Raw genomic sequence first — 26911 nt, 5'->3', positions numbered from 1 at the left:
AGGCGCATGACGGGCGGATACGATGAGCGCTGCGCGGCCGACCTCGCCAACGTCGGCGACGGCCGCGATCTCTCCCGCGCCGACCGTGCCTGGCTCGCCCGCGTGGTCACGGGTGCCGTGCGCCCGAACCGCGACAAGCCCCTGTGGGACCTCGCCCACGCCCTCGCCGCGCTGGCCGAGGCGGCCGGGGCCCTCGACGGGCGCGATCTCATCACCCTCGCCCTGGACCCCGGCCTCGCGCGACCGGCCGCCCTCGCGGCCCGCTTCGGCGGCGGCCCGGCCGTCGACGACCGCGGCCCCGTGCTCGGCACCGCCTGGTCCACCGGCTGGGCCGGGCTCGCCCGGCTCCTCGCGCTGGCCGAGTTCGTGCTCACCGCGGAGGACCTGGCCCAGTTCGCGACCGTCGCGGGCTGGCTCGACGAGCTCGCCGCCGCGCCCGACGCGGAAAGCGCGGCGATCCTGGCCAAGCGGCTCGCCCGGCATCTCGCCGCCTACCGGAACGCCCATCTGCCGCTGGCGCCGCTGGAGCGGCGCTTCCGGGCGCTCCTGACCTTCTTGGGCGGCCGCCGGTCGGTCGCGGACGACGACATCCTCGATTTCTGGCGCGCCGAGATGGCGACGGGCGAGCGGCCGGGCTTCCGCATCGTCGCGGAGCATTTCGTGACCTTCGAGGCGGCCGGCCGCCTCCTCGAAGGCCTCGACGCCCTCTCGGCTCCCGCCGCCCTCGACGCCCACGCGGGCTGGGAGGAGCGGCTGGACGCGGCCCTGGGCGATCTCGCGACCGCCGAACCCGCCGCGGCGCTGGCGACCCTGCTGGCGGACTGGCCGGAGGGCCCGAAGATCCTCACCGGCGCCGAGCGCGAGGACCTGGCCGACTTCCTGCGCCTCGAGCCCTATCACCGGACCCGCCCGCTGACGACGCTCCGGGCCGTGAGCTTCGGCCGGGTCCAGTCGGGCATCGCCAACCGCCTGCGCCGCGGCGGCGGCGGCGGCGCCATCGCCGAGCGGGCGACCTGCCTGGAGGCCGAGAGCTACGCCGAACTCCGGACGCGCGCGGGACTGCTCGCGGCCCATCTCGGCCGAATGCTGCGCATCGCGGCGGCCCTCCGGATCGCCGATCGCGACGCGCTACCCGAAGCGGTGCGGGCGGCGCTGGAGGCCGCCGAGGCCGACCTGCGCCGCGTCCGCCGCGCCGGATTCGACGATCGGAAGGGCCTCTCGGCCGGGTTCGCGGCCGCCGAACCGGCGCTGCTGCGCCTCGCCGAGGCGGCGGCCGACCTGGAACGGTCGCTCGACGGACTCGCCCGGCACCGGCCGCTGGACGCGCTGTTCCCGGCGGATCGGGACATCTTCGCGGTCGCGTTCGCGGCGGCCTATGCCGGGGAGGCCGCGGCGTGAGCGACGCGGCACGGCTCCTCGCCGAGATCCACGCGGCCCGCGCCCTCGTGCGCGATGCGGCGACGACCGCCCGGCCGGACCACGCGGGGCTCTGGGCCCACGCGACCCGTGCGCCCGACGGCCCGGTCGACCTCGCGACGGTGCGGGCGATCCGCGGCGACCCCGCGACGGCCCGGCGCTACCGGACGATGCTCGGCGCCCTGGCGCTCGCCCACGCGCCGCTCGCCGCGGCCGCCTCGGACGGCGCGATTCTCCGGCGCCGGGTCGGCGCCTACGCGCTGGAGATCCTCGAGGCCGCGGACGGCGCGCCTCCGCTCCTCGTCCTGCGCGGCGAGTCGGGTCAGATGCCGCGGGTGATCGAGGCGTGGCTCGGCGACGAGACGGTCCGGCTCGACCTCGGTCCGGCGATCGAGGGCGCGGCGGTGCTCGCCCTCGACCCGGCCGTGCCGGACGCGGCCCTCATGGGCCGGATGCTCCGCGACCCGGCCTGCGCGGTGTTCCTGCTTTGACGAGCCGTCGGACGAGCCGTCGGACGAGCCGGCAGGCCGGTCTCGGCCCGTCCGGGAGACCGGCCCGCGCATGACGCGTCCGGCCATCCTCGTCGTGGTGCCCACGACCCGCGGACCGCTGGTGCTGCGCGGGCTCAGGCCGCGCCCCGGCCTTCCGGCCCCGGCCGCCTTCGCGGACGGCGATTATCGCCCGCTGCCGTGGTCGGCCGATTACGCCCGGCTCTGCGGGGCCGCCGGCCCGCTCGCCCGGTGGACGGGCCGGACGCCGGAGCCCCACGAGCTGCGGCTGTCGGGCTCCTTCGATGCCGGACGCTCCTGGGAGGTTCCGGTCTGCCTGGCGCACGGCCTCGCCGAGGGCGGCCACCCGCTCGCCGCGGCACCGGAGGAGGCCGACCTCATCCTCTGGGCGACCGGCGCGGTCGATCTCGACCTCGCGGTGCTGCCCGGCGACTACGCGCTGCTCGACAAGATCGAGCGCTCGGCCGCGACGATCGCCGAGGCTCCGGACGCCGCGCTGGCGGTCCTCCTGCCGGACGGGCCGGAGCGCGCGCAGGCCGAGGCCGTCTTCCGCGGCATGGGCCGGAACGTGCGGATCCTGCCGTCGCACAGCGTGCCCGAAGCCCTGGCCGCATTGACCGCGCCGCGGCCTCCGGAGAGGGCCGAGACGCCGCCGGCGCGGCGATGGTGGCGTCTTGCATTGCCGGCCGGCGCCGTCGCGGCGGCCGGCCTCGCCGGTGTGCTCGCTCTCGGGGCCACGCGGCCCGATCCCGTCAGTGAGCCACGCCCCGACGCGCCGGCCGGTCCCGCCACCCCTCCCCCCAGCATCGAAGTCCGGATCGCGTCGCCGATCCACGTCTCCGAGCTGCGCGCCCCGGCGGGCTCCTCCTGCCGCCGCGTCGCCTTCGGAGCCGACCCGCCCGAGCGGCGCCCGGTACCGGCGGAGTCGGGCGATCACCTGGCCGCGAGCCGCCTCACGCCGGACCTGTGCGGGCTCGCCATCGGAGCGGAGCCGGGCCTGCGCGTGCAGGTCGGGCCGGAACTGCGCGACGCCGCCCTCCCGGCCGTCCGGCTGGCGGACGGCGCGCTCGGCTATTTCCTGCGCGAGGGCGCGCGGCAGAACCTCGTCTACACGGTCCAGGCCGTTCCGGAGGCCGGAACCGGCGCGGTTGCCGGCCGCCTGGTCCACACCCTGGCGCGCTGATGACAATCCGGCGTGTTGCGAATGCTGTCGATCGACCCCGCGAGCGCGGGCCCGATTCGCGGACCGAGAGGAGGGAGAGGATGATCGCGATGCGCCGGAGAGGCCCTCTCCTTCTGGGAACGGTCTGCGCGCTGATCGTGCTCGGCCGCGGCGACGCCGTGCGGGCGCAGAGCGTCGGCTTCGATCCCGCCGATTACGGCCGGGCGCAGTTGCCCCTGCGCCAGACGACCGGCGACGCGGCCGCCTATGTCGACCAGAACAAGGGCGCCTTCGAGCCCGTGAGCGAGCTCGACCCGAAGGACGGCCTCGCGGCCCTCGCCCGACCGATCGGCCGCGTCGACATCGTGCTCCAGAACGGCCGCACCGGGCAGCAGGTTGGTGCCTCCTGCACGGGGACGCTCCTGACCGGCGACTACGTGCTGACCAACCACCATTGCCTGCCGCAATCGGGCGACCTGCGCCCGGTCAAGGCGTCGATCCTGATGGATTACCTGACCCTCGACGGGAAAGGCTCCCGCCGGTTCGAGATCGACCCGAAGCCCGTCGAGTTCGACGCCCGCCTCGACTTCGCCCTCGCCCGCGTGGCGGGCAATCCGACCGCGACCTACGGCGCCGCACGGCTCTCGGGCGAGCCGGTGACGGCCAACCGCTCGATGCTGGTCATCCACCATCCCCTCGGACGTCCGAAGGTGATGAGCCGCTTCCGCTGCTTCGCCATGAAGGACCAGGCGGAGGGCCCGGACCTGCGCCACCGCTGCGACACGCTCGGCGGCTCGTCCGGGTCGCTGATGTTCGACGCCTCCGTGGCCGGCATCGCGCTCCACAAGGAGGGCGGCCTCGATCCGAAGGATCCGACGAGCTTCAACAGCGCGACCCGACTCTCGGCGATCCTGGGCCGGAGCCCGACCCTGGCGCGGATCGCGGCGGCCCAGGGGCGCCCGGTCGCCGCCGCGGATCCGGGGACCGGGCCGGTCGGGCCCGGCCCGGCACCCCAACCCAGGCCGGCGACCGACGGACCCCTCGATCCGGCCGGGATGAACGCCATCCTGCGGGGACGCTGAGCGCCGTCGCGAAGATCGCGAGGCCGGGCGACGAAAATCGCTCTGGGCCGCCCATGAACGGGGTGAGAGGGGCCGAAGCAAGGCCCGGGACACTGGAAGGGGAAGCGATGCGGACCCACGATCTGCCGCGCGCCGCGCGGGCGCGCCTCGGCCGCTCCGGACTGTTGCTCGCCGTCGGGCTCGCCCTCGCGCTGGCCGCGCCCGCGCGGGCGAACCCGCTCACCGAGGTGCCGGGTGCCCGGGCAGCGCAGTCGGACGAAGCGGCTCCGCCGCGGGACCCGGCCGCGGACCGGGCGGAGGCCGAGGAGGCGCGGGCCGCGAACCCAGGGGCGACCGCGATCATCCGGTCGCTCGCGCCGTTCGCCGACGGCAATCCGGGAGCGCCCGCGCGGCCGCTGGCGGTCAGCCCCGACGACGGCGGCCCGGCGGTCCGCGTCGTTCCCGCCCGGTCGATCGATCTCACCGTGTTCTTCGCCTACGACAGCGCGCGCCTGACCCCCGAAGCGCGCATCCAGCTCGAACCGCTCGGCGAGGCCCTGCGCGCCGAGCCGCTCGCGGGCCACGGCTTCCTGATCGCCGGCCACACCGACGCCGCCGGCGGCCGCGCCTACAACCGCCGCCTCTCCCTGGCCCGGGCCCGGGCCGTGAAGGCGCATCTCGTCGAGACCTACGGCATCGCCCCGGAGCGCCTGCGAGTCCACGGCTGGGGACCCGCGCGGCCGAAGGATCCCGACGCACCCCTGTCACGGGTGAACCGCAGGGTGGAGGTCAGCCTGATCGCGCCGGCCCGCAGCGGTGCCCTCCGCTTCGTCCTGCCGGTCGCGGATGGTCCGTGCAGCGACCTGGCCGACCCGCGCCTGCGGACGGATCTCGACCTGGACGATTTCCGCGCGGCTCCGACCCCGCGTCCCTGCGCCGAATGACGCCAACTCGCCTCACCGACGGTCCGAAGACGGAGAGACCCGCGATGTCCTGGAGGATCCCGATGCCCCACGTCCGCACCACCGCGTTCCGCACCACCGCGTTCCACGCCGCCTGCCTCGCCGTCCTGGCGCTCGGATCCGCCTACGCGGCACCGGCCCGGGCGCAGACCAAGCCCAACGTCGTCGTGATGGGCGAGGACGCCGACGAGGACGCGGTGCCCCGCGGCAACCGCATCTTCCAGCGGGTGATCCACGAGCTGTCCGAGACGATGAACCTGCGCGGCTACAACGTCTACGACGAGACCGCCGTCGCGATGGGGTTCACCCAGGCCAACCGGGTGCGCCGGCGGGATGCCGAGCTGATCGAGGTCGCCCGCGCGGTCCAGAATCCGCCGCTCGACGTGGTGGCGGTGTTCCAGATCTACGCGTCGGCGTCGAAATCCGCCTACTCGGATATCGTGCGGCCTGAGATCCGTATCCCCGGACGCCTCCTCAACGTCCGCACCGGTCAGTCGCTCGGCTCGTTCGAGGTGGCCGGGCTCCAGCTGCCGCCCCTGCCCCAGGGGTGCGACCGCGAGTGCCTGCTCGAGCGGGTCGGCGCCGAGGCGAAGACGGTGGCCGCCGACCTCGCGGCCGCACTCACCGCGAAGCTCGACGGCGTGATCGCGCCCCGCCGCGGTGCCGATGCCGGCGCCGCGCCCCCTGACGCCGCGCCGGTCGGCGGCGCCGTGGCGGCGGCGCCCGGCGGCGAGGGCTGCGGGGGTTTGCCCAGCGCCTACGTCGTCCGCCTGAGCGGCTTCTCGGCCCAGGAGGTCCAGGCGGCCGAGGAGTACATGGCGGCCTTCCGCTGCTACGAGCACCACCGTCCGGTGCGCGCGAGCGGGGCCAGCACCGAGTACTGGTACGAGACCCGCTCGGATTCCGCCCGGCTCGGCCGGAACCTGCGCCTGATGCTGGAGCACATGAGTGCGCCGGGTCAGGTCCAGTTCTCGGGCAACACCTTCGTCATCAGCCGCGTGGCGACGCGGTAGCCGAACCTCGCCTTCGCCGCCTCGTCGTCCCACCGTTCCCTGAAGGTTGACCATGTCGGTTCGCGAGCGCCTGCGCGGCGCCCTCTCCCATCTTGTCCCGCAACGCCCGGCGCGGCGCGTCATCCTGGCCGGACTGGTCTTCGCGCCCCTGGCGATCGCGGCCCGCGAGGCCCGGGCCGACCCGGTCTTTCCGGGCGCCGGCGCCCTCGGCCTCACGCCGCCGGCCGGGATGAGCGTGAGCCGGCGCTTCGCCGGCTTCGAGCATCCGGCCGGCGCGTCGATCATCCTGGTGGAGATGCCGCCGGAGGCCTGGGACCAGATCAACGGCCGGTTCACCCCCGAGGCGCTGGCCGCCACGGGCTTCCGGGTGAAGGGCGGGGCCGAGCCCCTGCCGGTCGCGGGCGGTGAGGGCTTCGTCCTGCGCGGCACGCAGCCGGCCAACGGCCTCACTTACGCGAAATGGGTCGCCGTCGTGCGCGGCGCCCCCGGGACCGGGCTCGTCACCGTGCAGGTCCCCGAGAAGGCGGCCCGGCAGGTGCCCGCCGCTTCCGTCGAGGCGGCTCTCCGCACGATCGCGTTCCGGGCGAAGGCGAGCCTGACCGATCAGGTCGCGGCGCTGCCCTACACGGTCGGCGACATGGCGGGCTACCGCCCGGCCGCGGTCTTCGCGGGCAACAGCCTCCTCCTCACCGAGGGACCCAAGGACGTCGATCCCGAGCGCGAGCAGCCGGTGATCGTCGTCGCGCCCTCGCTCGGTCAGGCGCCGGTCCCGGCGGGCGCGGAGGTCGCGGTCGCCCGCCGGCTGTTCGCGGCGCAGAAGGACTTCGCCGACGTGAACGTCACGGACGAGGCGCGGTCCAGTCGCGGCGAGGCGGTCGTCGTGCGGCTGCGCGGCACCGGGACCGACACCAAGAGCGGCCGTGCCCTCGGCGTGACGCAGACGATGGTGTTCGACGGCCAGCGCTACCTGCGGGTGCTGGGCTTCGCCGATGCCGGTCGCCCCGACGCTCTGGACAGGGCCGACCGTGTCGCCGCCTCGGTGGCGATGCGCTGACCGACCTCTGCACCCACAACGAGAGCCTTCCCGATGCGCCCGCCGCTTCTCGCCCCGCTGCTCCTGGTCTCCGCCCTCGTCCTGCTCGCTGGCCCGGCGCGCGCGGAGGAGAACGAGTGCCGGCGGTCCCCCTCGCTCGCGTCCGGCGCGCCCCCAACCTTCGGGCGCATCAGCGCGCCGGGGCGCACGGCCTTCGTCAAGGACGGGCTCGCCCGCGCCGGCTGCCCGGACCCGAGCGCCGCCTGCCGCGAGCGCGCCTACCTGGTGAGCGCCGATCCCGTCATCCTCGGCGAGCGTCGCGGCGCCCATGTCTGTGCCCATTATCGGGGCGCGGGCGACGATATGGGCCGGACCGGCTGGCTCCCGGGCGAGGCCGTCGCCGTCGAGCCGCCCGGTGCCGTCGCGCCTGCGGACTGGCTCGGCACCTGGACCCGTGCGGAGGCGCGCATCCGCATCACCCAGGCCGACAAGCCGGGGCTGCTGACCTTCGGGGGCGACGCCACCTGGGGCGCCGGGGATCCGGAGCGGGCGCGCCGCGGCGGCGTCCATATTGGCGAATTCGCCGGCACGGTCGCCCCGCAGGGCGCCGCGGCGAGCTTCGCCGTCGGCGAGAACGGGACGCTGCCGGTCGAGGCCGGTGACGCGTCCGATTGCAAGGTCTGGCTGCGGCGGGTCGGCCCCTGGCTGGTCGTCGACGACAACCTCGCCTGCGGAGGCGTCAACGTCACCTTCCGCGGCCTCTACCGCCGCCAGCCATGAGCGTCGCGGCGAGACGCGGCCGCCCCGGCCCCGCTTAGGGCTTGTGACCGATGGCCATCCGCACGATGGCGCGGCCGTGCCCGTCCCGGCGAAGCCTGCGCGTGATTCTCATCCTGCTGCTGATCACGTGGCTGCCGGTCGTACCCTTCGCGCTCGGCCTCGCGCTGACGAACCTGACCGGCTGCACCGTCAACGAGGCGGGGACGCACCCCTGCCCGGTGGCCGGACACGATATCGGTGGCCTGCTCTACACGCTGACGATGACGGGCTGGCTGCTGATCCCGTTCCTGCCCTTCATGGCCCTGACACTGCTGCTCACCGTCGTGCAGGGCCTGCTGATGATCCTTCGAGCGTGGTTGCGGCGATGATGCGGTTCACCTTCCGGCGCGCGGCCGCGCTGCTCGGCCTCGGCGTGACAGCCGTCCCGCTGTGGAGCCTGGCGATCCCGGTGACGGCGACCCCGGCACGGGCGCAGGCGACCGAGGTGGAGGGACCGGCCCTCCCCTACGCCTCGACGCCCGACCTGCGGGCCGCCACGGTCGCGCGGGCGGTGCGCGACCAGCGCGCCACGAACCCGATCGCCGCGGCCGAGACGGCGCGAGAGCTGGCCCGGCACGATTACGACAGCGTCTTCCGCGGCTTCCTCGACGGGACGCCGCTGCGGCCGGACGATGCGGGCGACGTGCTCACCGCCTTCATCGCCCTGCAATGGATGGTCGCCAACGACGCGACGGTCGAGCCGAGCGCGGCGGCCCTGCGGGCGATCCGGACCCGGTTCGTGGCGCCGATGGCGGAAGGGCCGCCCCTGTCCCAGCCGGCCACCCGGGCGGCCTTCGCCGAGCAGGTCAAGCTGCGCGCCGTTCTCCACCATGCCGGCTGGCAGGCGGCCAAGCGGCTCGGCGTGCTGCCGCGTTTCCTGGCGGGCCTGCCCAACGAGTTCATCCCGGTCGCCACGCTGCGGAATCTGGCGCTGACCGAGGACGGGCTGGTGCCGAAGGGCCGGGCCGGACGCGCGGCCCCTAAGCCGCCGGTCGCGGAGGGCCCGCCCGTGCCGGACGCGCGGCCGGCTCCCTCCCCGGCTTCCTCCGCTCCGGACGCGGCCGGTCCCCCGCGACACGCCGCCAATTGGGATCAGGTCGAGGGCGTGTACTTCCGTTCGACCACCGGGTTCGGCGTCGGCGGTCTCATGACCATCGATTTCGAGCCGCTGATCTTCCTGCGCGACGGAACCTACTACGAGATCGCCGACACCGCGCTCGAAGACGTGGACCTCGCCGCCGAGCGGGCCGCACGGCCCAAGCGATTCGGGCGGTGGAGTGCCAAGGGCGCCGGCTTCGTCCTGACGGACGCGCGCGGCCGCGCGAACGACTACGCCCTCGGCGACGGCAGCTTCTTCCGGGCCTTCCCGGCCGCCGCCAATGAGCGGGTGGCGCGGGCCTACCGGCGGCTGTCGGGCGGCGGCAACACCGCCCTGGGCGGCGACGTCGCGATCGCCGTCGAGAGCCGCTACGACTTCCACGCGGACGGGAGTTACGGCCGCGGCGGCTCGGTCGGCGCGACGAATTCGGGGGCGAGCACCGGCGTCGGCACGGCGATCGCCCGTCGGCGCGCGCCGGAGGGCGGGCGCTACGCCCTCGATCGCCACACGCTGACGCTGACCGCGGCGGATGGCCGGACCCGGCGCCTGTTCTTCGCCTACGGCTCGCAGAAGGATCCCCCCGAGATCGACCGCGAGATGATCTTCGTGGGCGACGACGTCTTCAGCCCGGCGGACTGATCGGGATGCCGAGGGCGGCCCCTCGATCGGCGCGGATCTCAGGACGCGGGGCATCGGCGGATTCCGGGCCGAGCAGACCGCCCCCGAACCGCGCCCAGTCCTCCAGCGAGCGTCCGGGGGCGGCCTGCGGGCCCTGCTTAACCGGTCGCGGCGTCTGCGGCGCGCCGAGGCGCCCGTAGCGCCGGTACCAGCATCGCGCCCTCTGCACCGGCCGTCCCAACGCCTTCCGCATGCCGTCCCCCTGTGCAGCGCGCGCGAATGTCCACGGCCAAGCTAATCCAGGCCGGTCGCCCGGGCATGTCGGGCCGACCCTGACACGATTGCCGATCTCTCCGACTGCGGATCGGCGCCGGGCAACACAGATGAGCCTGCGGGACAGCGACGGGCGGTCTCCCGCCGTCCGCGCGTACCGGGGAATGCGCGGTGGCCCGCGATGGCGGCCGGCATCGCCGTCCCGACAGACCGCGCCGCGCGGTCGGATCCGGCATCGGGTCCGATCCGTGCGGACGTCCTTCACCGTCTCTGGAGCTCAGCCCATGAAACGTCTCGCGATCGCCCTCACGGCGCTGTCGAGCCTCGTCCTGTTCGCCCCGTCGAGCGAGGCGCGGCCCCACGGCCGCGGCTTCCATCATGGGCCCCACCATCTGGGTCACGGCGTCTGGAGGGGACGGCGCCACGGCCTCCACCGGTATCGCCATCACCGTCTGCACCGGCACTACCGGCGGCACCGGGGCTACCGCGGATATCGCGGCGTCCACTTCCGCCCCGCCGGCTACGGCTTCCGGCCCCACGCGTATCGCTCGGGTGGCTGGGGCGGCTATCGCGGGGTCGGCTTCGCGACCGGCGCAGGCCTTGGCCTCGCGGCCGCGGCACGGCCCGGTCTCTACGGCGCGGCCTACGGGCGGCCCTACGGGTACGGCTACGCGCCGGTCGGCTACGGCTGCGCCTACTAGGCGGCGCATCCGGACCGGGAGGCCGGGCCGTCACGGCCTCCCGGTCGACTTTCCACGCCACGCCCACGTCGGCGTGGCACTCGTGATCCTCGCGTCCGACGACGCGAGGATCTCGTGTCTCTCCGCGCATCATTCGGACGGATCGGGGCGATCTCCGAAAGATCCGGTGCCGCTTTCGTGCAATGGTCAATCGATCATCGCACGCACGGCCTGTCGGGATATTCCCGACAGGCGTCGGTGTGAGCGGTATCCCGGCTCGAAACAGCTTGCTTGGCCGTTCGAACTCGGCGCTTCTGACCCGGCGGGACAGGCTCCCGAGCGGCCGGAGAGATCAGCGCCCATGCTCATGGACATCGTCAAACAGGGCGCCCGCGCGCGCGCCGTCGGTCGGCCCCGCGACGCCTGCCCCTATCCCGGCGAGTCGCGCGAGCGCCGGGCCTGGTACGAGGGCTACGACGGCTCCTCGTGGGCGGTCGCGACGCGGATGCCGCACCCCGCCCGGATGCTGCCCGGATCGGCCCTTTCCGACGCCGGTGCCGCGTCCGACCCCGCCTCCCCGGCCTGACGGCGGCCCGACTTTCCCGTAGGAGAGCTGTGAGCTTACGGGCCGATGCGGGGATACGGGAGGCGGGCGACGGTGCGCGCGGGACGGCGAGACAGGGGCGTCGGGCCGTCCGAGCGATGGGCGCCGGGTCCGGACCGGCGCGCAGCACGTCCGCGCACGGCCGCATGAATGCTCGCGCCCGCGACACCGCGATCCGGAGGCCCGAGCTCCAGCTGAGCCGCGGCAGCCGCCGCACCTTCGTCGCCCTCGCCCTCGCGGCCGCGATCCCGGTCCTGCTGCTCAGCGGCTGGGTCGCGACGCTGATGGCGCAGCAGCAGCGCGACCTCGCCCGGAGCGCCGCCGTCGCCAGCGCGACCCGGGTGGCCGAGCGCGTCGCCTCGGACATCGCCGCCCAGATCGCGGTCCTCGAGGCCGAGGCCGCCTCCGCGACCCTCGACCGGCCGGACCTCGCGGCCTTCTACGCCGAGGCCGTGCGTCTCAGGCAGGCGCACCCGCTCTGGGAGACGGTGGAGCTCGCGCGACCGGACGGCGCCCAGATCGTCAACCTGCTCCGGTCCCTCGAGGAGGAACTCGGACCGACCTCGGACCGGACGAGCTTCGACGCGGTGGTGCGCACGCGGCAGCCGGTGATCGGCGGCATCGGCCCGGCCGGCTCGATCTCGGGCAAGCGCCTCGTCGCGCTGCGCGTGCCGGTCATCCGGGACGGCACGCTGTGCTACGTCCTCTCGATCCGGCTCGCCACGAACGCGGTGAGCTCGATCCTGCGCGACGCCGGCGCCCCCGAGGGCTGGGTCGGCACCATCGTGGACGCGGAGGGCAACACGATCGCCCGGACCCGGGCCGAGGTGGAGGAGCTCGGCCACCCGGCGAACCCGGCGCTCCAGGCGGCGATCCGGAACGCCCCGAACGGCTTCTACACCGGACCGACGCTGGAAGGCGCCGATGTCGAGGTGGTCTACCGGACCCTGCAGCATACCGGCGGCTGGTCGGTGCATTTCGGGATGCCGGTCGCGACGCTCAACGCGCCGGTCTCGCGGTCCTACGCCGTCCTGGGTGGCGGCAGCTTCGTCAGCATCGGCCTCGCCCTGGCGCTGGTCGGTCTCGTCGGCCGCGACATGGCGCAGCGCCGGGCGGGCGAGCAGGCCCGGTTCTCCCTCGCGCTCCGCTCCAGCGAGGAACAGGGCGCCGTCGCCGCCGAGGCCGCGGAACTCGGCACGCTGCGCTGGGACACCGTCGCGCACCGGGTCACCGGCTCGCCCCGAGCAGCCGATCTCCTCGGTTGGACGGCCGCCGCCGAGGGGCGCGACAGCGCCGTTGACGCCGACACGGTCCTGCAGGCGGTCGATCCCGAGGATCGCGGGCGCCTGAGCGAGGCCCTGCGCCGGAGCCTCGCCGAGGGCACGCCGCTCGACGTCGAGTTCCGCGTGATCCAGGAGGGTCGGGAGCCGCGATGGGTCCGGGTCGCCGGCCGCGTGCCGCAGCTCCACGAGCATACCCCGGCCGGACTGATCTACGGCGTGGTGTCGGACATCGAGCCGCGCAAGCGCGCGGAGGCCGAGCGCTTCGCGCTGCTGCGCCGCCTCGGCGAGGCCCAGGAGAACGAGCAGCGCCGGATCGCCCGGGAACTCCACGACCAGGTCGGCCAGACGGTGACCGGTCTGTCGCTGGGCCTCAAGAGCATGGAGCGGCTCCTGGCACGTGGGGCCACGGCGGAGGCCGGCCGGCAGGTGGAATGGCTGCAATCCCTCGCGAGCGAGATCGGTCGCGACATCCACCGGGCTGCCGTCGACCTCCGGCCGACCGCCCTCGACGATCTCGGGCTGCGCGAGGCCCTGGCCACCCTGCTGCGCGACTGGAGCCAGCGGCACGGGATCCGCGCCGACCTGGAGTTCCTGAGCGAGGCGACCCGGCTGCCGGCCGCGATCGAGACGGCCGTCTACCGGATCGTGCAGGAGGCCCTGACCAACGTCCTCAAGCACGCCCGGGCCGCGAGCGTCAGCGTCTCGGTGGAGAAGCGCGCGGGCGAGATGCGGGTCGTGATCGAGGATGACGGCACCGGCTTCAACGCCGACGAGCAGCGTGAGCGCGCCGGCGGCGAGGCGCCGGCCAAGCTGCGGCTCGGTCTGTCGGGCATCCGCGAGCGGCTGTCGCTCCTGAGCGGGACTCTCACGCTGGAATCGTCCCCGGGCATCGGTACGACGCTGTTCGTCACCATCCCGATTCCGGAACATCCCGAGACCTGAGGAGAAGCGCATGACGGACCGCATCCGCGTCGCCCTGGCCGACGACCATCCCATCGTCCTCGCGGGGATCCGGACGCTCCTGAACGCCGACCCGGAGATCGAGCTGGTCGGCGAGGCCACCAGCGGCAGCGAGGCGCTGCCGATGATCCACGCCGCCGACCCGGACGTCGCCGTCGTCGACGTCTCGATGCCGGGCCTCAACGGCCTGGAGCTGACCGAGCGCGTCGCCGGGTCTTGCCCGCGGACGCGGGTGCTGGTGCTGACAGTTCACGAGGACGCGGCCTACGTTCAGCCGCTGCTCAAGGCAGGCGCCCGGGGCTACCTCCTCAAGCGCTCGGCCGCGGAGGACCTGCTCCGCGCGGTCCGCGCCGTCGCGGCGGGCGGGATCTACCTCGACCCCTCGGTGGCGAGCCACGCCATGGCGCATCCCGGGGCCCCGGCGCAGGGCGCGGAGTCCGAGCCGTCGGCCGAAGCGCTGAGCCCGCGCGAGACCGACGTGCTCCGGCTGATCGCGCAGGGCTTCAGCAACAAGGAGATCGCGCGGCGCTTCGATCTCAGCGTGAAGTCCATCGAGACCTACAAGGCGCGGGCCGCCGAGAAGCTGGGCCTGCGCACGCGCGCGGAGATCATCCGCTACGCCGCCGCGCACGGATGGCTCGACGCCCTGGCGCTGCGCTAGGCGCGAGCGAGCGGGGGCAGCCAGTCCCGGGCGACGGCCGGATCCGCCGATTTTTCGCCGGTCAGGGATCAAATCCTGCCGCGGATCGTCTGTCTGGCGGACCGGTCAGGGATGAGGGGGACGGGTGAGCGTCGGATTGATCGCCCTGTTGGACGATGTCGCCTTCATGGTGAGGGCCGCGGCGGCCTCGCTCGACGACGTGGCCGGCCAGGCGGCGCGCGCCGGCACCAAGGCCGCCGGCGTCGTCATCGACGACGCGGCCGTGACGCCGCGCTACGTCGTCGGCTTCGCCGCGGAGCGCGAATTGCCGATCGTCGGCAGAATCGCCCTCGGATCGCTGCGCAACAAGATCCTTTTCCTGCTGCCGGGTGCCCTGGCGCTGAGCGCCTTCGCCCCCTGGGCGATCACGCCGCTCCTCATGCTGGGCGGCGCGTACCTGTGCTTCGAGGGCGCCGAGAAGGTCTACGAAGCCGTGTTCGCCCATCACGGCCACGGCGACGAGGCGGACCAGGAGGGTGGCGCCGGCGGCGATCAGGCCCGGGAAGACCGGCGCGTGGCGAGCGCCATCAAGACGGACTTCATCCTGTCGGCCGAGATCATGGCCATCACGCTGGCGGCGCTGCCGGAGGGCAGCTTCTGGATGCGGGCGGCGGTGCTGGCCATCGTCGCGGTCGGCATCACCGCGGGCGTCTACGGCGTGGTCGCGCTGATCGTGAAGGCCGACGATGCCGGTCTGGCCCTCGCCCGCAGCACCGCGGGCCCGCCGCTCGGAAGCCTGATCCGCGGGCTCGGCCGCGGCGTCGTCAGGGGCATGCCGATCCTGCTCAAGATCCTGGCCGTCATCGGGACGGCGGCGATGATCTGGGTCGGCGGCGGGATCCTGATGCACGGTCTGGAGACCTACGGGTTCTCGGCCCCGGCGCACGCCGCCCACGCGATGGCGGAGGCCGCGGCGGCGCGCGTGCCGTTCGCCGCGGGCCTCGTCGAGTGGCTCGTCACCGCGACCGTGTCGGGCCTCATCGGGTTGGTCGTCGGCGGGGCGCTGATCCCGCTGACGAACGTCGTGCTGGCGCCGGCGTGGCGCGCCCTGTCAGGCCTGTGGCAGCGGCGCGGCTGACGGGATCCCGTGATCGGCCGGCGCGGAGCCCGGCACAGCTACTGGCGCCGGGACCGGCGCTGCGGCGCCGTGATGCTTCAGGGGCCTGTTGCCGCTCAGGCGACGCAGCAGCACGTAGAAGACCGGGGTCAGGAACAGGCCGAAGGCGGTCACGCCGATCATGCCCGAGAACACCGCGACGCCCATCGCGCGGCGCATCTCCGATCCGGCGCCGGTCGCTGTCACCAGCGGCAGCACGCCCATGATGAAGGCCATCGACGTCATCAGGATCGGCCGCAGCCGGAGGCGGCTCGCCTCGATCGCCGCCTGTAGCGGGGTCCGACCGGCGAATTCGAGCTCACGGGCGAATTCGACGATCAGGATGGCGTTCTTGGCCGAGAGCCCGACGAGCACGATCAGGCCGATCTGCGTGAAGACGTTGTTGTCGCCGGCCGACAGCCACACGCCGAACATCGCGGCGAGCAGCCCCATCGGCACGATCAGCAGGATCGCCAGCGGCAGGGCGAGGCTCTCGTACTGCGCGGCGAGCACGAGGAAGACCAGGAGCAGCGCGAGGGGAAAGACCCAGATCCCGGAATTGCCCGCGATGAATTCCTGGTACGTGAGGTCCGTCCACTCGAAGGCGAAGCCCCGCGGCAGCGTCTCGGCGGCGATCCGCGTCGCCGCCGCCTGGGCCTGACCCGACGAGTAGCCGGGCGCCGCGCCGGCGTTGATGTCGGCCGACAGGAAGCCGTTGTAGCGCATGGCCCGCTCCGGTCCGGCGGTCTGGCGGACGCGCAGCAGAGCGGAGAGCGGGACCATCTCGCCGGAACCGGCCCGGACCTTCAGCAGACCGACATCGTCCGACCGCGCCCGGAACGGGGCGTCGGCCTGGACGCGCACCGAGTAGGTGCGGCCGAACTTGTTGAAGTCGTTGACGTAGAGCGAGCCGAGATAGATCTGCAGCGTGTCGAAGACGTCCGTCACCGGGATGTTGAGCTGACGGGCCTTCGTCCGGTCGATGTCCGCGAAGAGCTGCGGCACGTTCATCTGGAAGCTCGAGAACAGCCCGACGAGTTCCGGCGCCTGGGCGGCCTTGGCCATGAACGCCTTCGTGGCGTCGTTCAGCGCCTCGTAGCCGAGGCCGGCCCGATCCTCGATCTGCAGCTTGAAGCCGCCGATCGTCCCCAGCCCGTTCACCGGCGGCGGCGGGAACATCGCGATGAAGGCCTCGGGGATCGCGGCGTACTTCTTGTTCAGCGACTGCGCGATCGCCGCCCCGTTGAGGGACGGGACCTTGCGCTCGTCGAACGGCTTGAGCGTCGAGAACACGATCCCCGAGTTAGAGCTGTTGGTGAAGCCGTTGATCGAGAGGCCCGGGAAGGCGACGGCGCTCTCGACGCCGGGCTCCCTGAGGGCGATCTCGCTCATGCGGCGGATGACCTCCTCCGTCCGGTCGAGGGTCGCGCCGTCGGGCAGCTGCGCGAAGCCCACGAGGTACTGCTTGTCCTGGCCCGGCACGAAGCCGCCCGGGATCTGGCGGAACAGGCCGACCGTCAGCCCGACGAGCAGGACGTAGAGGGTCATCATCGCGGCCTTGCGCGACACCGCGAAGCCGACACCGCGGCCGTAGCCGTTCGAGGCCCGCCCGAAGGCGCGGTTGAAGCGGCGGAAGAACCAGCCGAGCAGCCGGTCGAGGATGCGGGTGAGACGATCCTTCGGCGCGTGGTGATCCTTCAGCAGCAGCGCCGAGAGGGCCGGCGAGAGGGTCAGCGAGTTGATCGCCGAGATCACCGTCGAGATCGCGATGGTGAGGGCGAACTGCTTGTAGAACTGGCCCGTCAGGCCGCTGATGAAGGCCAGGGGCACGAAGACCGCGACCAGCACCAGGGCGATGGCGATGATCGGGCCCGAGACCTCGCGCATGGCCTGGTAGCTGGCGTCGCGCGGGGACAGGCCGCTCTCGATGTTGCGCTCGACGTTCTCGACGACCACGATCGCGTCGTCGACGACGATGCCGATGGCCAGCACGAGGCCGAACAGGCTCAGCGCGTTGATCGAGAATCCGAAGACGTGCATCACCGCGAAGGTACCGACGATCGAGACCGGCACGGCGAGCAGCGGGATGATCGAGGCCCGCCACGTCTGCAGGAACAGGATCACCACGAGCACGACGAGGGCGATCGCCTCCAGCAGCGTGTGGATCACGGCCTCGATGGAGGCGCGCACGAACTGCGTCGGGTCGTAGACTATCTGGTAGTCGACGCCCTCCGGCATGGTCCGCTTGATCTCCGCCATGGTGCGGCGGACCTCGTCGGAGATCTGGATCGCGTTCGAGCCCGGCGACTGCGAGATCGGGATCGCCACCGCCGACTTGTTGTCGAGGAGCGAGCGCAGGGCGTAGTCGGAAGCGCCGAGCTCGATGCGCGCCACGTCGCGCAGGCGCGTGATCGCGCCGTCGGCGCCGGTCTTGACCACGATGTCGCCGAACTGCTCCTCGCTGCTCAGGCGCCCCTCGGCGTTGAGCGAGAGCTGCAGGTCGAGGCCCGGAACGGCCGGCGACGCGCCGATCACGCCGGCCGCGGCCTCGACGTTCTGGGCCTGGATCTCCCGCACGACGTCGCCCGCGGACAGGCCGTGCTCGGCCACCTTCTGCGGGTCGAGCCAGATCCGCATCGCGTAGTCGCCGGAGCCGAAGAGCTGGACCTGGCCGACGCCGTCGAGCCGCGCCAGGCGGTCCTTGATGTTCAGCACCGCGTAGTTGCGCAGGTAGGTCATGTCGTAGCGCCCGTTGGGCGAGACGAGATGCACGACCATCGTCAGGTCGGGGGAGCTCTTCACCGTGACGATGCCGAGCTGGCGCACCACCGCCGGCAGCCGCGGCTCGGCCTGCGAGACCCGATTCTGGACGAGCTGCTGCGCCTTGTCGGGGTCGGTGCCCAGCCGGAAGGTGACGGTCAGCGTCATGATGCCGTCCGTCGTGGCCTGGCTCGACATGTAGAGCATGCCCTCGACGCCGTTGATCTGCTCCTCGATCGGCGTCGCCACGGTCTCGACGATGACCTTGGGGTTGGCGCCCGGGAAGGTCGCGCGGACGACGACGGAGGGGGGCACCACGTCCGGGTACTCGGAGATCGGCATCGCGAAGAGCGAGAGCAGGCCGCCGATGAAGATGAGCATCGAGAGCACACCCGCGAAGATCGGGCGGTCGATGAAGAATTTGGAGAGATTCATGCCGCCCTCCGAGGGCGTGAGGCAGGGGCGTCCGGGCGGCCGCGTGCGGCCGCCGTCTCGAAGGCGTCGGGGATCTGGATCGGGCGGACGGGCTCGGCGCGCCGGCCGTCAGCGCTGCGCCAGCTTGCGCGGCCCGGGGGCGGCGTCCTGCGGGCGCGCGCCCATCGCCACCGGTTCGGGGCGCAGGAGGGTCCCGGGACGGACGCGCTGCAGGCCGTTGACCACGATGCGCTCGCCGCCCGACAGGCCGGAAGTCACGACGCGCAGACCGTCGACCGCCCGGCCGAGGGTGACGGCGCGGAACTCGGCCCGGTTGTCCGACCCCACGAGGAGCACGAACTTCTTGTCCTGATCGGTGCCGACGGCCCGCTCGTCGACGAGGACGAGGCGTTCCGGCGCGGCCTGGCCGAGGCGCATCCGGGCGAACTGGCCCGGGATCAGGCGGCCGTCGCCGTTGGAGAAGGTCGCGCGCACCCGGACCGTGCCGCTGCGCGCGTCGACCTTGTTGTCGATGAACTGGAGATGCCCGGCCGCGCGGGCGCCGTCGGCGGTCGCCATCTCCACGGGGATGCGGTCGAGCTTGCCGCGCCGGCCGCCCGGCTCGGCGACCGAGGCCAGCGCCTTCAGGACCACGCCCTCGTCGGCATCGAAGCTGGCGTAGACCGGATCGACCGAGACGAGCGTGGTCAGCACGGCGGCCCCGGCGCCCGTGGCCACGAGGTTGCCCGGCGTGATCTCGCGGCGGCCGACGCGGCCGCCGACGGCCGCCCGGACCTGCGTGTAGCCGAGGTTCAGGCGCGCCGCCTCCAGGGCCGCCTTCGCCGCGTCGAGGCTCGCCTTGGCCTCCTTGAACGCGTTGGCGCGGACGTCGAGGTCGCGCGCCGTGACGATGCGCTGGTCCGACAGCTTCTGCCCGCGCTCGAGGTCGCTCGCCGTCATGCCGACCCGCGCCTCGGCGCCCGCGACCTGGGCTTCCAAACGCTGGACCTCGGCCGCGTAGGGCGCGGGATCGATGGTCACCAGCAGGTCGCCGGCCTTGACCACCTCGCCTTCCGCGAAATGCGTGGCCAGGATCGCGCCGCCCACCCGGGCACGGACGTCGATGCGCTCGACGGCCTCCAGACGACCCGAGAACTCGTCCCAGAGGATGACGTCGCGCGGCTCGACGGTCGCGACCGAGGCCGGCATCGCCACCTCGGTCGGCGGCGTCGCGGCGACGGCCACGGTTCCCCGGACCAGGGCGCCGGGTATGAAGGTGTAGGAGACGCCTGCGAGAAGGGCGACCGCGAGGCTTCCGGCCGCGAGGCGCCGGGCACGGAGAGGATTGCGCGAGGGATGACGCTGAGGTTCCACGAGCGACTCCAACATCTGTATAGGTCGCTACACATGTCGGCATGGACGCGGGGCGTCAAGTGACTTATCTACCACTCGATATAAAAGTTGGAGTCCACAGGCAATGGTGATGGGGCGCCCCCGGTCCTTCGACACGGACAAGGCCCTCGACGAGGCGATGGAGGTGTTCTGGCGCCACGGCTACGACGGCGCGAGCCTCGCGATGCTCACGAAGGCGATGGGCATCAAGCCGCCGAGTCTCTACGCGGCCTTCGGCAGCAAGGAGGGGCTGCTCAAGGCCGCCCTCGACCGGTACGCGCAGCGGCGCTCCGAGCACATGCGCTTCGTCCTGGCGGGCGAGACCGCGCGCGACGTGGCCGAGCGCTTCCTGAGCAGCATCGCCGAGAGCCACACGGATCCGGCGAACCCGCCCGGCTGCCTCCTCGTTCAGGGCGGTCTCGCCTGCGGCGCGGGCTCGGAGAACATCCCGTTCGAGCTGGCGTCCCGGCGGGCGCAGGGCGAGATGGAGCTCCGCGAGCGCTTCATTCAGGCCCGACAGGACGGTGACCTGCCGGCGGATTCCGACCCGGTCGCGCTGGCGCGATTCCTGTCCACCGTCGCCTCCGGCATGGGCGTGCTGGCCTCCTCGGGCGCCGACCGGGAGGCGCTGCGGGAGGTCGCCCGGGTCTCGCTGCGGGCCTTCGCGAAGGAACAGGACGCCTGAGCCGGGCTGACCGGGCGCGATCCCGCGCCTCGGTCCACCCGGACGCCGGTCGCCTCTCCGCGACCGGCGGTTCGCCGAGGTCCAGAAACGACAAAGGCCGCAGAGCTGCGGCCTTGTACGTCGTTCGTATGGTTGGGAAAACTGGAGCGGGCGAAGGGATTCGAACCCTCGACCCCAACCTTGGCAAGGATGTATGAAGTCGTTTCCCTGTGTTTCCGCCGATTTCAAAAGTTTTCATTCATCATTGCAAGTCGTTGCAGTATTGACTGCATTCGCTTTGCGCCGTTTCATGGCGTAGCCGCCCGTTTCCGACACGGTGCTGCCTGCGTGCGTCCTGAAGGAGCAAGACCATGAAGCGAAGGAACGCCGTTCGCCTGACGCTCAGGACCATCGAAAAGGCGGCCGCAAAGCCCACCTCCTATTTCATCTGGGATCTCGATCAGCCCGGTTTCGGGTTGCGGATCGAGCCGACCGGCGCGAAATCCTTCTACATCCACTATCGTCTCGGAGGCCGCGGCTTTCCTTCCAAGAAAATGAAGCTCGGCGACGTGCGCAGCATGAGTGTGAGCCAAGCGCGGAGCGAAGCGGCGGAGAAGCTCGTGCTTGCCCGGAAGGGCGAGGATCCGGCAGCCGAGCGGGTCGCGGCGAAGAACTGCCTGTTCGTGCACGAACTGATCGACCTATACGGGTCGGAAGGCCTCGTCCGCTTGAAAGGACGCCGCAAGGGCGAGGACATGACGGAGGAGACCGCAAAGTACACAATGGCGCGGCTGCGCAACCACGTCGTACCGGTCCTGGGCCAGCTCCGGCTCGTCGAACTCGACAAGACGCACGTCGAGTCGCTCTTCAGGAAGGTCGGCTCCGGAGCGACAGCCGCGAAGACTGAGGAGCGGACCGGCAGGGGAGCGGTCGTCCGCGGCGGACGCGGTGCCGCGCGAAAGGTGGTCCGCGATCTATCGGCGGTCTGCACGTTCGCAGTCGACAACAATCTCATGAAGGCGAATCCCGTCGCGAACGCGCGGGTCAACAAGGTGGACAACGAGCGCAAGGACTACCTGACGACTGCGCACGTGCAGCGCCTCGGGCGAGCACTCGTCGAGGCGGAGACGAGTCACGGCGTCCCGCGCGTCGCAACGGACCAGATCCGTCTCTGGCTGCTGACCGGCCTGAGGAGGAACGAAGGAGCCGCGTTGAAATGGAGCGAGGTCAGGCTGGAACATGAAAGACTGGAACTCGAGACTTCCAAGAGCGAGACCAAACGGCCTCTCACGCCCCCGGCGGTGGCGTTCCTGCGGAAGCTGAAGGAGACAGCCGACTCCGCCTACGTCTTCCCGGCGAAAAGAGGCGACGGCTGGTTTACGGGTACGAAAAGGTACCTGCCACTGATCATGCGCCTCGCCGGACTCGACAGGCTGTTCCCGCACCTCCTGCGGCACACCTTCGGATCGAACGCGATCTCCCAGGGATTGAGCATCCCCCTGGCCGGAGCCCTGCTGGGACACGCCAACCTTCGGTCCACGCTGATCTACGCCCACGTCCAGCACGACGTCGCGGCCAGAGCGGCCGGCCCATGCATGACCGACTTCGCAGCGGCGCTGGGCGCGCCGACACGCGACGCGTTCGGTGGAGAACGGTCGAACGCGGCCGATGGCGGAGAACGGTCGTGAGATACCCGACCAAGATTCGTCCGCACTGGATCCCGCTGCATCTCGCTCCGTTCACTCTGCGCCGGATGCAGGAGCCGTGCGCTCGCGATCTCGAGCTGGATGCGGAGTTGGAGCGCGCGTTGGCGGTCGACGCGCCGGATCACATGCTCGTTCGGGCGGACTGGTCCGCCGGACTGATCGAGGTGCTCGCCCGGGATCCGGTCGACGACGACATGGGGCCGGGTGACGGCTACCGCGTGTGCGTGAGCTCGCATCCCGCACTTTTCCGATCCGCGGCATCGCGAACGTCGCCGTCCGCATCGGCGATGCTGTGCGCCGGCCTCGTCGACGCCTTCTGGTCGGCGCTGATCAGCCGCCATTCGGCTCTGATCGTCGGCGACGTCCTGGCCGTCCATGCAAGGGGCGGTCCCAGACCGGTCGACGGCTTCAGGGAGGTGCCTGCCGACGTATGGGCATCCTCGTCCATCGATTGGGCCGCCGGAACGTGCACGTCGCCGGACGGCCATGTGTACTTCTCGATCCACGTCGCCCGGTCGGAACCGCCCTCGCCGCGCCCCGGCGACGAGGGCGGCCCGACAGCGACCGGCAGGCAGACGCCGTGCGACGTCGGTGCGCCGGGGGTCGTTTCGACCGGCGACGTGGAAGGCATGGACGTCCGCGCGGCAAGTCGCTTCCTGGGTGTCAGCAAAAGCTCCTTGGACAAGTGGCGGCTGACGGGCAACGGCCCGCCGTTCCACAGGATCGGAGCCCGCGTGCGCTATCTCAAGTCCGAACTCGAGGGATGGCGGAACCGACGTCGGGACCCGGGTCGTTCGATTTGAACGAACGCTCGTTTACAGATCTCCGTTGTATGATGGCGTTGAACCGGTCTGGTCGGAATGTCGGTCCGGACCAGCTGAGCGCGATCGAGACGATGACGGAAACCGAAGTCGGGCAGGAGCAAGTGGGTCTATGTGAATCAGCGCGGCTTCGGGCGCCAACGTCGGGCGTAAGTCCAATTCAACACCAAAGCGTGCCCCTGGCGGAGTCGATCCCCGATCTCCTACAAGTTCAACGAATCCGGGTTTTCGGTGGGGTCAGGATCGGCGCCGATCGCGACCGCAACCTTCATGGGATTCCGGTCGAGCCCGCAATCGCTTAGGCAGTGTCGCCCAAGGCGCGTGCTTCGGCGCCGATTCGCAAGCGGTCGCCTCTTCGTTTTGTCCACTCTCATACGGACGATCCGGACGTGATCGCCGACAGGTGGATTGGGACGTCGACTGGGCGGGCGGGGCGGCGGCCGGCCACGGCCCTTTTGCGTAATGGCCTTGAACATTCAGCCGAGTTTCGGCGTCCTGCGCTGCGGCTCAAACGTGCCGGTGTGCCACAGGGGCGAACGACGCGCGCCTTCCCGCCGTCCGGTCGCCTCCAGTCTTCGGCGACCTGAGACGCGACCGTGTGGGTTATCGCTCCGGCCCCGCGCAGGACTCTCGGTTTGCGAGAAGCGAAGCCCGCATCGGCGCTTGCTGCGAACCCGGCTGTCACGAATGCGCGGTGCTCGGCCGCTACCGGGTCGGGCGTCATTCGCCGGTCCTCGTCTGACCGTGCCCCGCAATCTTCGACTGCACCGTCGGTGTCCGGGCGCTCGGGCCACTCTAAGCGTCGACGATATGATCGCCTATCGTTCTCGGCCGAGCCAACTACCGGCGACCGCTGCCGAGACTCGCGCTTGACCGCGGCCTCCTTTCGCAATCCGCTTACGGAGGCTGGCGACCTCCGTCGAACCGGAGCCTGCGCGCACTGGTTCGGTTGCAACGGGCTTGCATCGACGAGTCGGCACGACGACTCTATCTGAACCCGGGACGATGAGTGCATCCGACCGGTTCGTTCCCGACACCGATCTTTCGCCGACCGCCTGCCGGAAGGCTCAGGAGCCGATATCGTGACAACGGATCAGAGACGAGATGCCGTGGCGTCGTCGAAGGGCAAAGCACCTAAGACGCTTTCGTCGGACACCAAGCTGGCCGCGATCAGAACTGCCATGGCCGCGGACGACTGGGATACAGCCTTGAAGCTCGCTTCGCGCTTCCAGCGTTTGGGCGAGCAGGCCAGCGTCATCCGGCGGGCTGCGGATTTCCAACTCCGGCCCAACTTCTACCGCCAGTTGGGATACGACGGCGAGAGGGTGCGGGCGGAGGGGATCGCCGCTCTCAAGGAGCGGTTCAGCGTTTCCTGGTCTCAGACGAGCAGCCGGGACTGATCGCTTGACGAAAACCACGACGCTCATCGCGACGAACGTCGACCGGCTCGCTTCGACAGGCGGCCTCTCGAACATCCAAGACTCTCCGGTCGGGGCGAGCGGATTCGGCTCGTTCTCTTGGCCCTTGCCGGAACAAGTCTCGTCCATGCTCCAGGCTTGGCAAAGCGCGGAACGTGCGTCGCCGATGGAGCTCGGTCGTCAGCTCTACGACCTGCTGCTTGCAGGCCGACCTGGAAGGACAATGCCGACCGCGCTCGAACGCGCGCGAGCCGCAAGTCGTGTTCTTCTGGCGTTCAGTACGGCTTCCCCGGAAATGCACTTGCTTCCGTTCGAGATTTTGCACGACGGGGATCGGTACCTCGCCGGAGGCGAGAGGATCCCATTTCGCTGGATCAACGACGGTTCGACCCAGGATGCCAGATCGCACGGCTTCCGGCATTTCCTGGTCGCGGTCGCGAACCCGACCGATCACCCCGATTTCGACCACGATCGGGTAGTCGGCGAACTGCGGAAGGCGATCGACGCGATACCTCAGGCGACCTGCAACATGGTTCCGCATGCCACACGCGGCTCGCTGAGGCGCGCTCTCGGCGAGCGGGATGCCTATGACGCAGTGGTGATCGTCGCCCACGGCGGCAGCGCCACCGCCGAAAGGGACGGTTTCATGGTGCTCGAGGACGAGAGCGGCGCCGCAAGCAGATGGGTCGGCGAGGACGTGGCGCACGAACTCGGTGTTCATCGTGGATGTCTGGTAGTCCTATGCTCGTGCAAATCGGGCGCCGTGACCGCGAAGAACTCGCTCGGGGGCGTCGCACAGCGTCTCATGATCGGTGGACACGTCGGCTCCGTCGTGGCGATGCAGCGTCCCGTCACGGTTTCCTCGGGGCTCGCCTTCCTCGGGCGGTTTCTAGGAGTCGTCGCGGACGGTACCATGGACGTTTTCGATGCCTATGGCGAGGCTGCCGCAGCCTTGGCGGCGCATGCGGATTGGGAACGCGGGACTGCGGCCCTCTACACGCGCTTGCGCGGTCGGTTCGGCGACGGGGGCGGAGTCTTCGCTAACATCGCTCGGCCGAGCGAAGAGGAGATCATCAGGACGTCGACGTTGCTGAGCGCCGATCAAGAGACCTCCCGGTTCGCCTTCTCGTTGCCGCGGTTCAAGCTCGGCTCGCCCGAGGGCCAACCGGGTGCGCCGCCGCCGGAAGCCGATGACGAAGCCTACCGGTATCGCGGGCTGACCATCGCCGCCAACGACGTGCAGGCGGTCGAGCCGCTGATTCAACTCGTCGGAAGATTTCTGCCGAAATCCGAAGATCTTGCGCGCCGCGCCCGGATCATACCCGGCCACGTGGTCGACGCATCCTTCGAGGCGAGGGAGTTCACTCACTACGTGCTCGTCGGAAGCCGATCGCACGATTTCTCGCGGTCGAAGCTTCCCCAGTACAGCCGCGACTTCGCTTTCGAATTTACCGAGTGCGGGCCATGGCGCCTGATCGACCGGCGGGAGGGAATCTTCTACGACGTCGCCAACCCGGCACTGGCCGCCGCGCCCACCCCGAATGCGAGCGACTACGCTCTCGTCGAGAAGATCGTGGACCCCCAAAACGACCGGGTCCTGCTCGTCATTGCAGGCATGTGGAGTTCGAGCACGCTCGCAGCTGGGCGGTATCTCTTCGACAAGCGGGATGAAATCGTGCGCCGGTTCGGAGCAGGCGGCTTCCAGTTCGTGCTGGAGACGCGACAGGGCACCAGCGAAGTTACGAGGGTGGTCGTGAGCCGCGAACCACTGCTGGTCAGTGGATGACCAGCCTCTCGAGGGTCGACGACGCGGGATCGACGGGTGGATCGAAGCGCAGCACCGCCGCGAAGGCGCGGTCTCCGACCTGATCGGCCAGCCACCGCCACCGACGTTGCAGATACAACCCGCAACCCTCGGTGGCTCTTCCACCCAGACCGGCCACCATGAATACCGACCTGGAACGGCCGCCGGCCGACCGGCAGCCCGCGACCACGCCGTAATCGATTCTGGCGGAGTATTCGTCGCGGCTCAGCTTCGACGGATCGTCCAATGCGTATCGAGCGCCGTCGGCGAGCCGGATCGCCCATTGGGAGCCGAAGTCGAAATCGAAGATGAACTGCAGTCCCGTCGAGCCGAGAACTTCGTCGAGAGCGGAATTGCTTCGGCTGCCGAACACCACCGACGTCGCCGCGTCCGGCTCCGACGATGCAAGATCCGTGGCGAGATCGTCCGGCGAGATGAACCCGACAGCCGCACCGGCCTCCGAGGCTAGGCTATGGACATGCAGCGCCGAGCGCACGTCGCGTTCGGCGTACGCGTTGCTCGGATACCGGAACGGATCCCCATCCCGTGCACCCACCACTCCCTGGCGGAACCGCGGGAGGCAGAGCCGAAGCGTCGGCTGAAGGCCGAGGCCGAGAAATTGCGCTATGCCCTGGTCGAACATG

The 26911-nt window shown here is 71.4% G+C and carries 23 protein-coding genes; 20 read left to right on the top strand and 3 right to left on the bottom strand.

The annotated features are described in order from the left end of the window. The first annotated feature begins 6 nt into the window (after positions 1 to 6). The 15 genes from ACX9MN_RS10000 to ACX9MN_RS09930 all read left to right on the top strand — a co-directional run bounded on the left by ACX9MN_RS10000 (position 7) and on the right by ACX9MN_RS09930 (position 15270). Positions 7 to 1398, top strand: a complete 1392-nt coding sequence (locus ACX9MN_RS10000; RefSeq protein WP_489724310.1) for a hypothetical protein — start codon at positions 7 to 9, stop codon at positions 1396 to 1398. Then, complete coding sequence (locus ACX9MN_RS09995; protein WP_091978708.1) at positions 1395 to 1907, top strand: hypothetical protein; 513 nt, start codon at positions 1395 to 1397, stop codon at positions 1905 to 1907. Before ACX9MN_RS10000 ends, ACX9MN_RS09995 begins: the two co-directional genes overlap by 4 nt. A gap of 70 nt (positions 1908 to 1977) precedes the next feature. Beyond that, positions 1978 to 3108, top strand: coding sequence for a hypothetical protein (locus tag ACX9MN_RS09990; protein WP_489724309.1), 1131 nt, complete (start codon positions 1978 to 1980; stop codon positions 3106 to 3108). Positions 3109 to 3188: 80 nt separating this feature from the next. After that, entirely contained in the window at positions 3189 to 4169 is a 981-nt protein-coding gene (locus ACX9MN_RS09985; RefSeq protein ID WP_489724308.1) for a trypsin-like serine peptidase, read from the top strand. Between the two features lie 107 nt (positions 4170 to 4276). Then, entirely contained in the window at positions 4277 to 5092 is an 816-nt protein-coding gene (locus tag ACX9MN_RS09980; protein WP_489724307.1) for an OmpA family protein, read from the top strand. A 44-nt stretch (positions 5093 to 5136) separates the two neighbouring features. Continuing rightward, positions 5137 to 6123: a hypothetical protein gene (locus ACX9MN_RS09975; protein ID WP_489724306.1), complete on the top strand. Its 987-nt coding sequence runs from the start codon at positions 5137 to 5139 to the stop codon at positions 6121 to 6123. Between the two features lie 52 nt (positions 6124 to 6175). Continuing rightward, the gene (locus tag ACX9MN_RS09970; RefSeq protein WP_091680687.1) at positions 6176 to 7177 is read left to right on the top strand and encodes a hypothetical protein; all 1002 of its coding nucleotides are present in this window, start codon (positions 6176 to 6178) and stop codon (positions 7175 to 7177) included. Between the two features lie 33 nt (positions 7178 to 7210). Further along, the gene (locus ACX9MN_RS09965; protein WP_489724305.1) at positions 7211 to 7936 is read left to right on the top strand and encodes a hypothetical protein; all 726 of its coding nucleotides are present in this window, start codon (positions 7211 to 7213) and stop codon (positions 7934 to 7936) included. A gap of 101 nt (positions 7937 to 8037) precedes the next feature. Further along, complete coding sequence (locus ACX9MN_RS09960; RefSeq protein WP_489724304.1) at positions 8038 to 8304, top strand: hypothetical protein; 267 nt, start codon at positions 8038 to 8040, stop codon at positions 8302 to 8304. Continuing rightward, entirely contained in the window at positions 8301 to 9713 is a 1413-nt protein-coding gene (locus ACX9MN_RS09955; protein WP_489724303.1) for a hypothetical protein, read from the top strand. The genes ACX9MN_RS09960 and ACX9MN_RS09955 overlap by 4 nt, the downstream gene beginning before the upstream one ends. A 536-nt stretch (positions 9714 to 10249) precedes the next feature. Beyond that, a complete protein-coding gene (locus ACX9MN_RS09950; RefSeq protein WP_331299879.1) occupies positions 10250 to 10666 on the top strand; it encodes a hypothetical protein in 417 nt (138 codons plus the stop codon). Between the two features lie 340 nt (positions 10667 to 11006). Then, complete coding sequence (locus tag ACX9MN_RS09945) at positions 11007 to 11231, top strand: ribosome modulation factor (RefSeq protein ID WP_020094563.1); 225 nt, start codon at positions 11007 to 11009, stop codon at positions 11229 to 11231. A 164-nt stretch (positions 11232 to 11395) separates the two neighbouring features. After that, positions 11396 to 13474: an ATP-binding protein gene (locus ACX9MN_RS09940; RefSeq protein WP_489724302.1), complete on the top strand. Its 2079-nt coding sequence runs from the start codon at positions 11396 to 11398 to the stop codon at positions 13472 to 13474. A gap of 10 nt (positions 13475 to 13484) precedes the next feature. Next, positions 13485 to 14153, top strand: a complete 669-nt coding sequence (locus ACX9MN_RS09935; protein WP_489724301.1) for a response regulator transcription factor — start codon at positions 13485 to 13487, stop codon at positions 14151 to 14153. Positions 14154 to 14277: 124 nt separating this feature from the next. Then, positions 14278 to 15270 carry a DUF808 domain-containing protein gene (locus ACX9MN_RS09930; RefSeq protein ID WP_489724300.1) on the top strand — a complete coding sequence of 331 codons (993 nt, stop codon included), beginning with the start codon at positions 14278 to 14280 and terminating at the stop codon, positions 15268 to 15270. On the opposite strand, the gene ACX9MN_RS09925 is transcribed toward ACX9MN_RS09930, so the two are convergent. Beyond that, positions 15244 to 18483: an efflux RND transporter permease subunit gene (locus ACX9MN_RS09925; protein WP_489724299.1), complete on the bottom strand. Its 3240-nt coding sequence runs from the start codon at positions 18481 to 18483 to the stop codon at positions 15244 to 15246. The genes ACX9MN_RS09930 and ACX9MN_RS09925 overlap by 27 nt on opposite strands. 108 nt (positions 18484 to 18591) lie before the next feature. Beyond that, positions 18592 to 19851, bottom strand: a complete 1260-nt coding sequence (locus ACX9MN_RS09920; RefSeq protein ID WP_447683320.1) for an efflux RND transporter periplasmic adaptor subunit — start codon at positions 19849 to 19851, stop codon at positions 18592 to 18594. A gap of 88 nt (positions 19852 to 19939) precedes the next feature. Between ACX9MN_RS09920 and ACX9MN_RS09915 the strand changes: the two genes are divergently transcribed. The 5 genes from ACX9MN_RS09915 to ACX9MN_RS09895 all read left to right on the top strand — a co-directional run bounded on the left by ACX9MN_RS09915 (position 19940) and on the right by ACX9MN_RS09895 (position 26249). Further along, positions 19940 to 20539: a TetR/AcrR family transcriptional regulator gene (locus ACX9MN_RS09915; protein WP_132366495.1), complete on the top strand. Its 600-nt coding sequence runs from the start codon at positions 19940 to 19942 to the stop codon at positions 20537 to 20539. A 350-nt stretch (positions 20540 to 20889) separates the two neighbouring features. After that, the gene (locus ACX9MN_RS09910; protein ID WP_408903053.1) at positions 20890 to 22206 is read left to right on the top strand and encodes a tyrosine-type recombinase/integrase; all 1317 of its coding nucleotides are present in this window, start codon (positions 20890 to 20892) and stop codon (positions 22204 to 22206) included. After that, complete coding sequence (locus ACX9MN_RS09905; RefSeq protein WP_043388016.1) at positions 22203 to 23027, top strand: helix-turn-helix transcriptional regulator; 825 nt, start codon at positions 22203 to 22205, stop codon at positions 23025 to 23027. Before ACX9MN_RS09910 ends, ACX9MN_RS09905 begins: the two co-directional genes overlap by 4 nt. A 1100-nt stretch (positions 23028 to 24127) precedes the next feature. Next, on the top strand, positions 24128 to 24445 hold the full coding sequence (locus tag ACX9MN_RS09900) for a hypothetical protein (protein WP_170867536.1): 318 nt from the start codon (positions 24128 to 24130) through the stop codon (positions 24443 to 24445). Positions 24446 to 24449: 4 nt separating this feature from the next. Next, positions 24450 to 26249 carry a CHAT domain-containing protein gene (locus tag ACX9MN_RS09895; RefSeq protein ID WP_408903052.1) on the top strand — a complete coding sequence of 600 codons (1800 nt, stop codon included), beginning with the start codon at positions 24450 to 24452 and terminating at the stop codon, positions 26247 to 26249. Here the strand turns inward: ACX9MN_RS09895 and ACX9MN_RS09890 are convergent. Then, a complete protein-coding gene (locus tag ACX9MN_RS09890; protein WP_043388021.1) occupies positions 26239 to 26910 on the bottom strand; it encodes a hypothetical protein in 672 nt (223 codons plus the stop codon). The genes ACX9MN_RS09895 and ACX9MN_RS09890 overlap by 11 nt on opposite strands. Position 26911: the final 1 nt, after the last annotated feature.

The sequence above is a fragment of the Methylobacterium sp. 1A genome, from assembly GCF_058072805.1.
The sequence above is the reverse complement of the archived record's forward strand: the minus strand, read 5'-3'. Positions and strand labels throughout refer to the sequence as shown.

What these genes read in the sequence shown, in the direction of transcription:
- ACX9MN_RS09950 (WP_331299879.1), top strand. Translation starts at nt 10,250, where the DNA reads ATGAAACGTCTCGCGATCGCCCTCACGGCGCTGTCGAGCCTCGTCCTG.
- ACX9MN_RS10000 (WP_489724310.1), top strand. Translation starts at nt 7, where the DNA reads ATGACGGGCGGATACGATGAGCGCTGCGCGGCCGACCTCGCCAACGTC.
- ACX9MN_RS09920 (WP_447683320.1), bottom strand. Translation starts at nt 19,851, where the DNA reads ATGTTGGAGTCGCTCGTGGAACCTCAGCGTCATCCCTCGCGCAATCCT.
- ACX9MN_RS09890 (WP_043388021.1), bottom strand. Translation starts at nt 26,910, where the DNA reads ATGTTCGACCAGGGCATAGCGCAATTTCTCGGCCTCGGCCTTCAGCCG.
- ACX9MN_RS09965 (WP_489724305.1), top strand. Translation starts at nt 7,211, where the DNA reads ATGCGCCCGCCGCTTCTCGCCCCGCTGCTCCTGGTCTCCGCCCTCGTC.
- ACX9MN_RS09945 (WP_020094563.1), top strand. Translation starts at nt 11,007, where the DNA reads ATGCTCATGGACATCGTCAAACAGGGCGCCCGCGCGCGCGCCGTCGGT.
- ACX9MN_RS09990 (WP_489724309.1), top strand. Translation starts at nt 1,978, where the DNA reads ATGACGCGTCCGGCCATCCTCGTCGTGGTGCCCACGACCCGCGGACCG.
- ACX9MN_RS09915 (WP_132366495.1), top strand. Translation starts at nt 19,940, where the DNA reads ATGGTGATGGGGCGCCCCCGGTCCTTCGACACGGACAAGGCCCTCGAC.
- ACX9MN_RS09910 (WP_408903053.1), top strand. Translation starts at nt 20,890, where the DNA reads ATGAAGCGAAGGAACGCCGTTCGCCTGACGCTCAGGACCATCGAAAAG.
- ACX9MN_RS09925 (WP_489724299.1), bottom strand. Translation starts at nt 18,483, where the DNA reads ATGAATCTCTCCAAATTCTTCATCGACCGCCCGATCTTCGCGGGTGTG.
- ACX9MN_RS09985 (WP_489724308.1), top strand. Translation starts at nt 3,189, where the DNA reads ATGATCGCGATGCGCCGGAGAGGCCCTCTCCTTCTGGGAACGGTCTGC.
- ACX9MN_RS09970 (WP_091680687.1), top strand. Translation starts at nt 6,176, where the DNA reads ATGTCGGTTCGCGAGCGCCTGCGCGGCGCCCTCTCCCATCTTGTCCCG.
- ACX9MN_RS09955 (WP_489724303.1), top strand. Translation starts at nt 8,301, where the DNA reads ATGATGCGGTTCACCTTCCGGCGCGCGGCCGCGCTGCTCGGCCTCGGC.
- ACX9MN_RS09935 (WP_489724301.1), top strand. Translation starts at nt 13,485, where the DNA reads ATGACGGACCGCATCCGCGTCGCCCTGGCCGACGACCATCCCATCGTC.
- ACX9MN_RS09980 (WP_489724307.1), top strand. Translation starts at nt 4,277, where the DNA reads ATGCGGACCCACGATCTGCCGCGCGCCGCGCGGGCGCGCCTCGGCCGC.
- ACX9MN_RS09940 (WP_489724302.1), top strand. Translation starts at nt 11,396, where the DNA reads ATGAATGCTCGCGCCCGCGACACCGCGATCCGGAGGCCCGAGCTCCAG.
- ACX9MN_RS09975 (WP_489724306.1), top strand. Translation starts at nt 5,137, where the DNA reads ATGTCCTGGAGGATCCCGATGCCCCACGTCCGCACCACCGCGTTCCGC.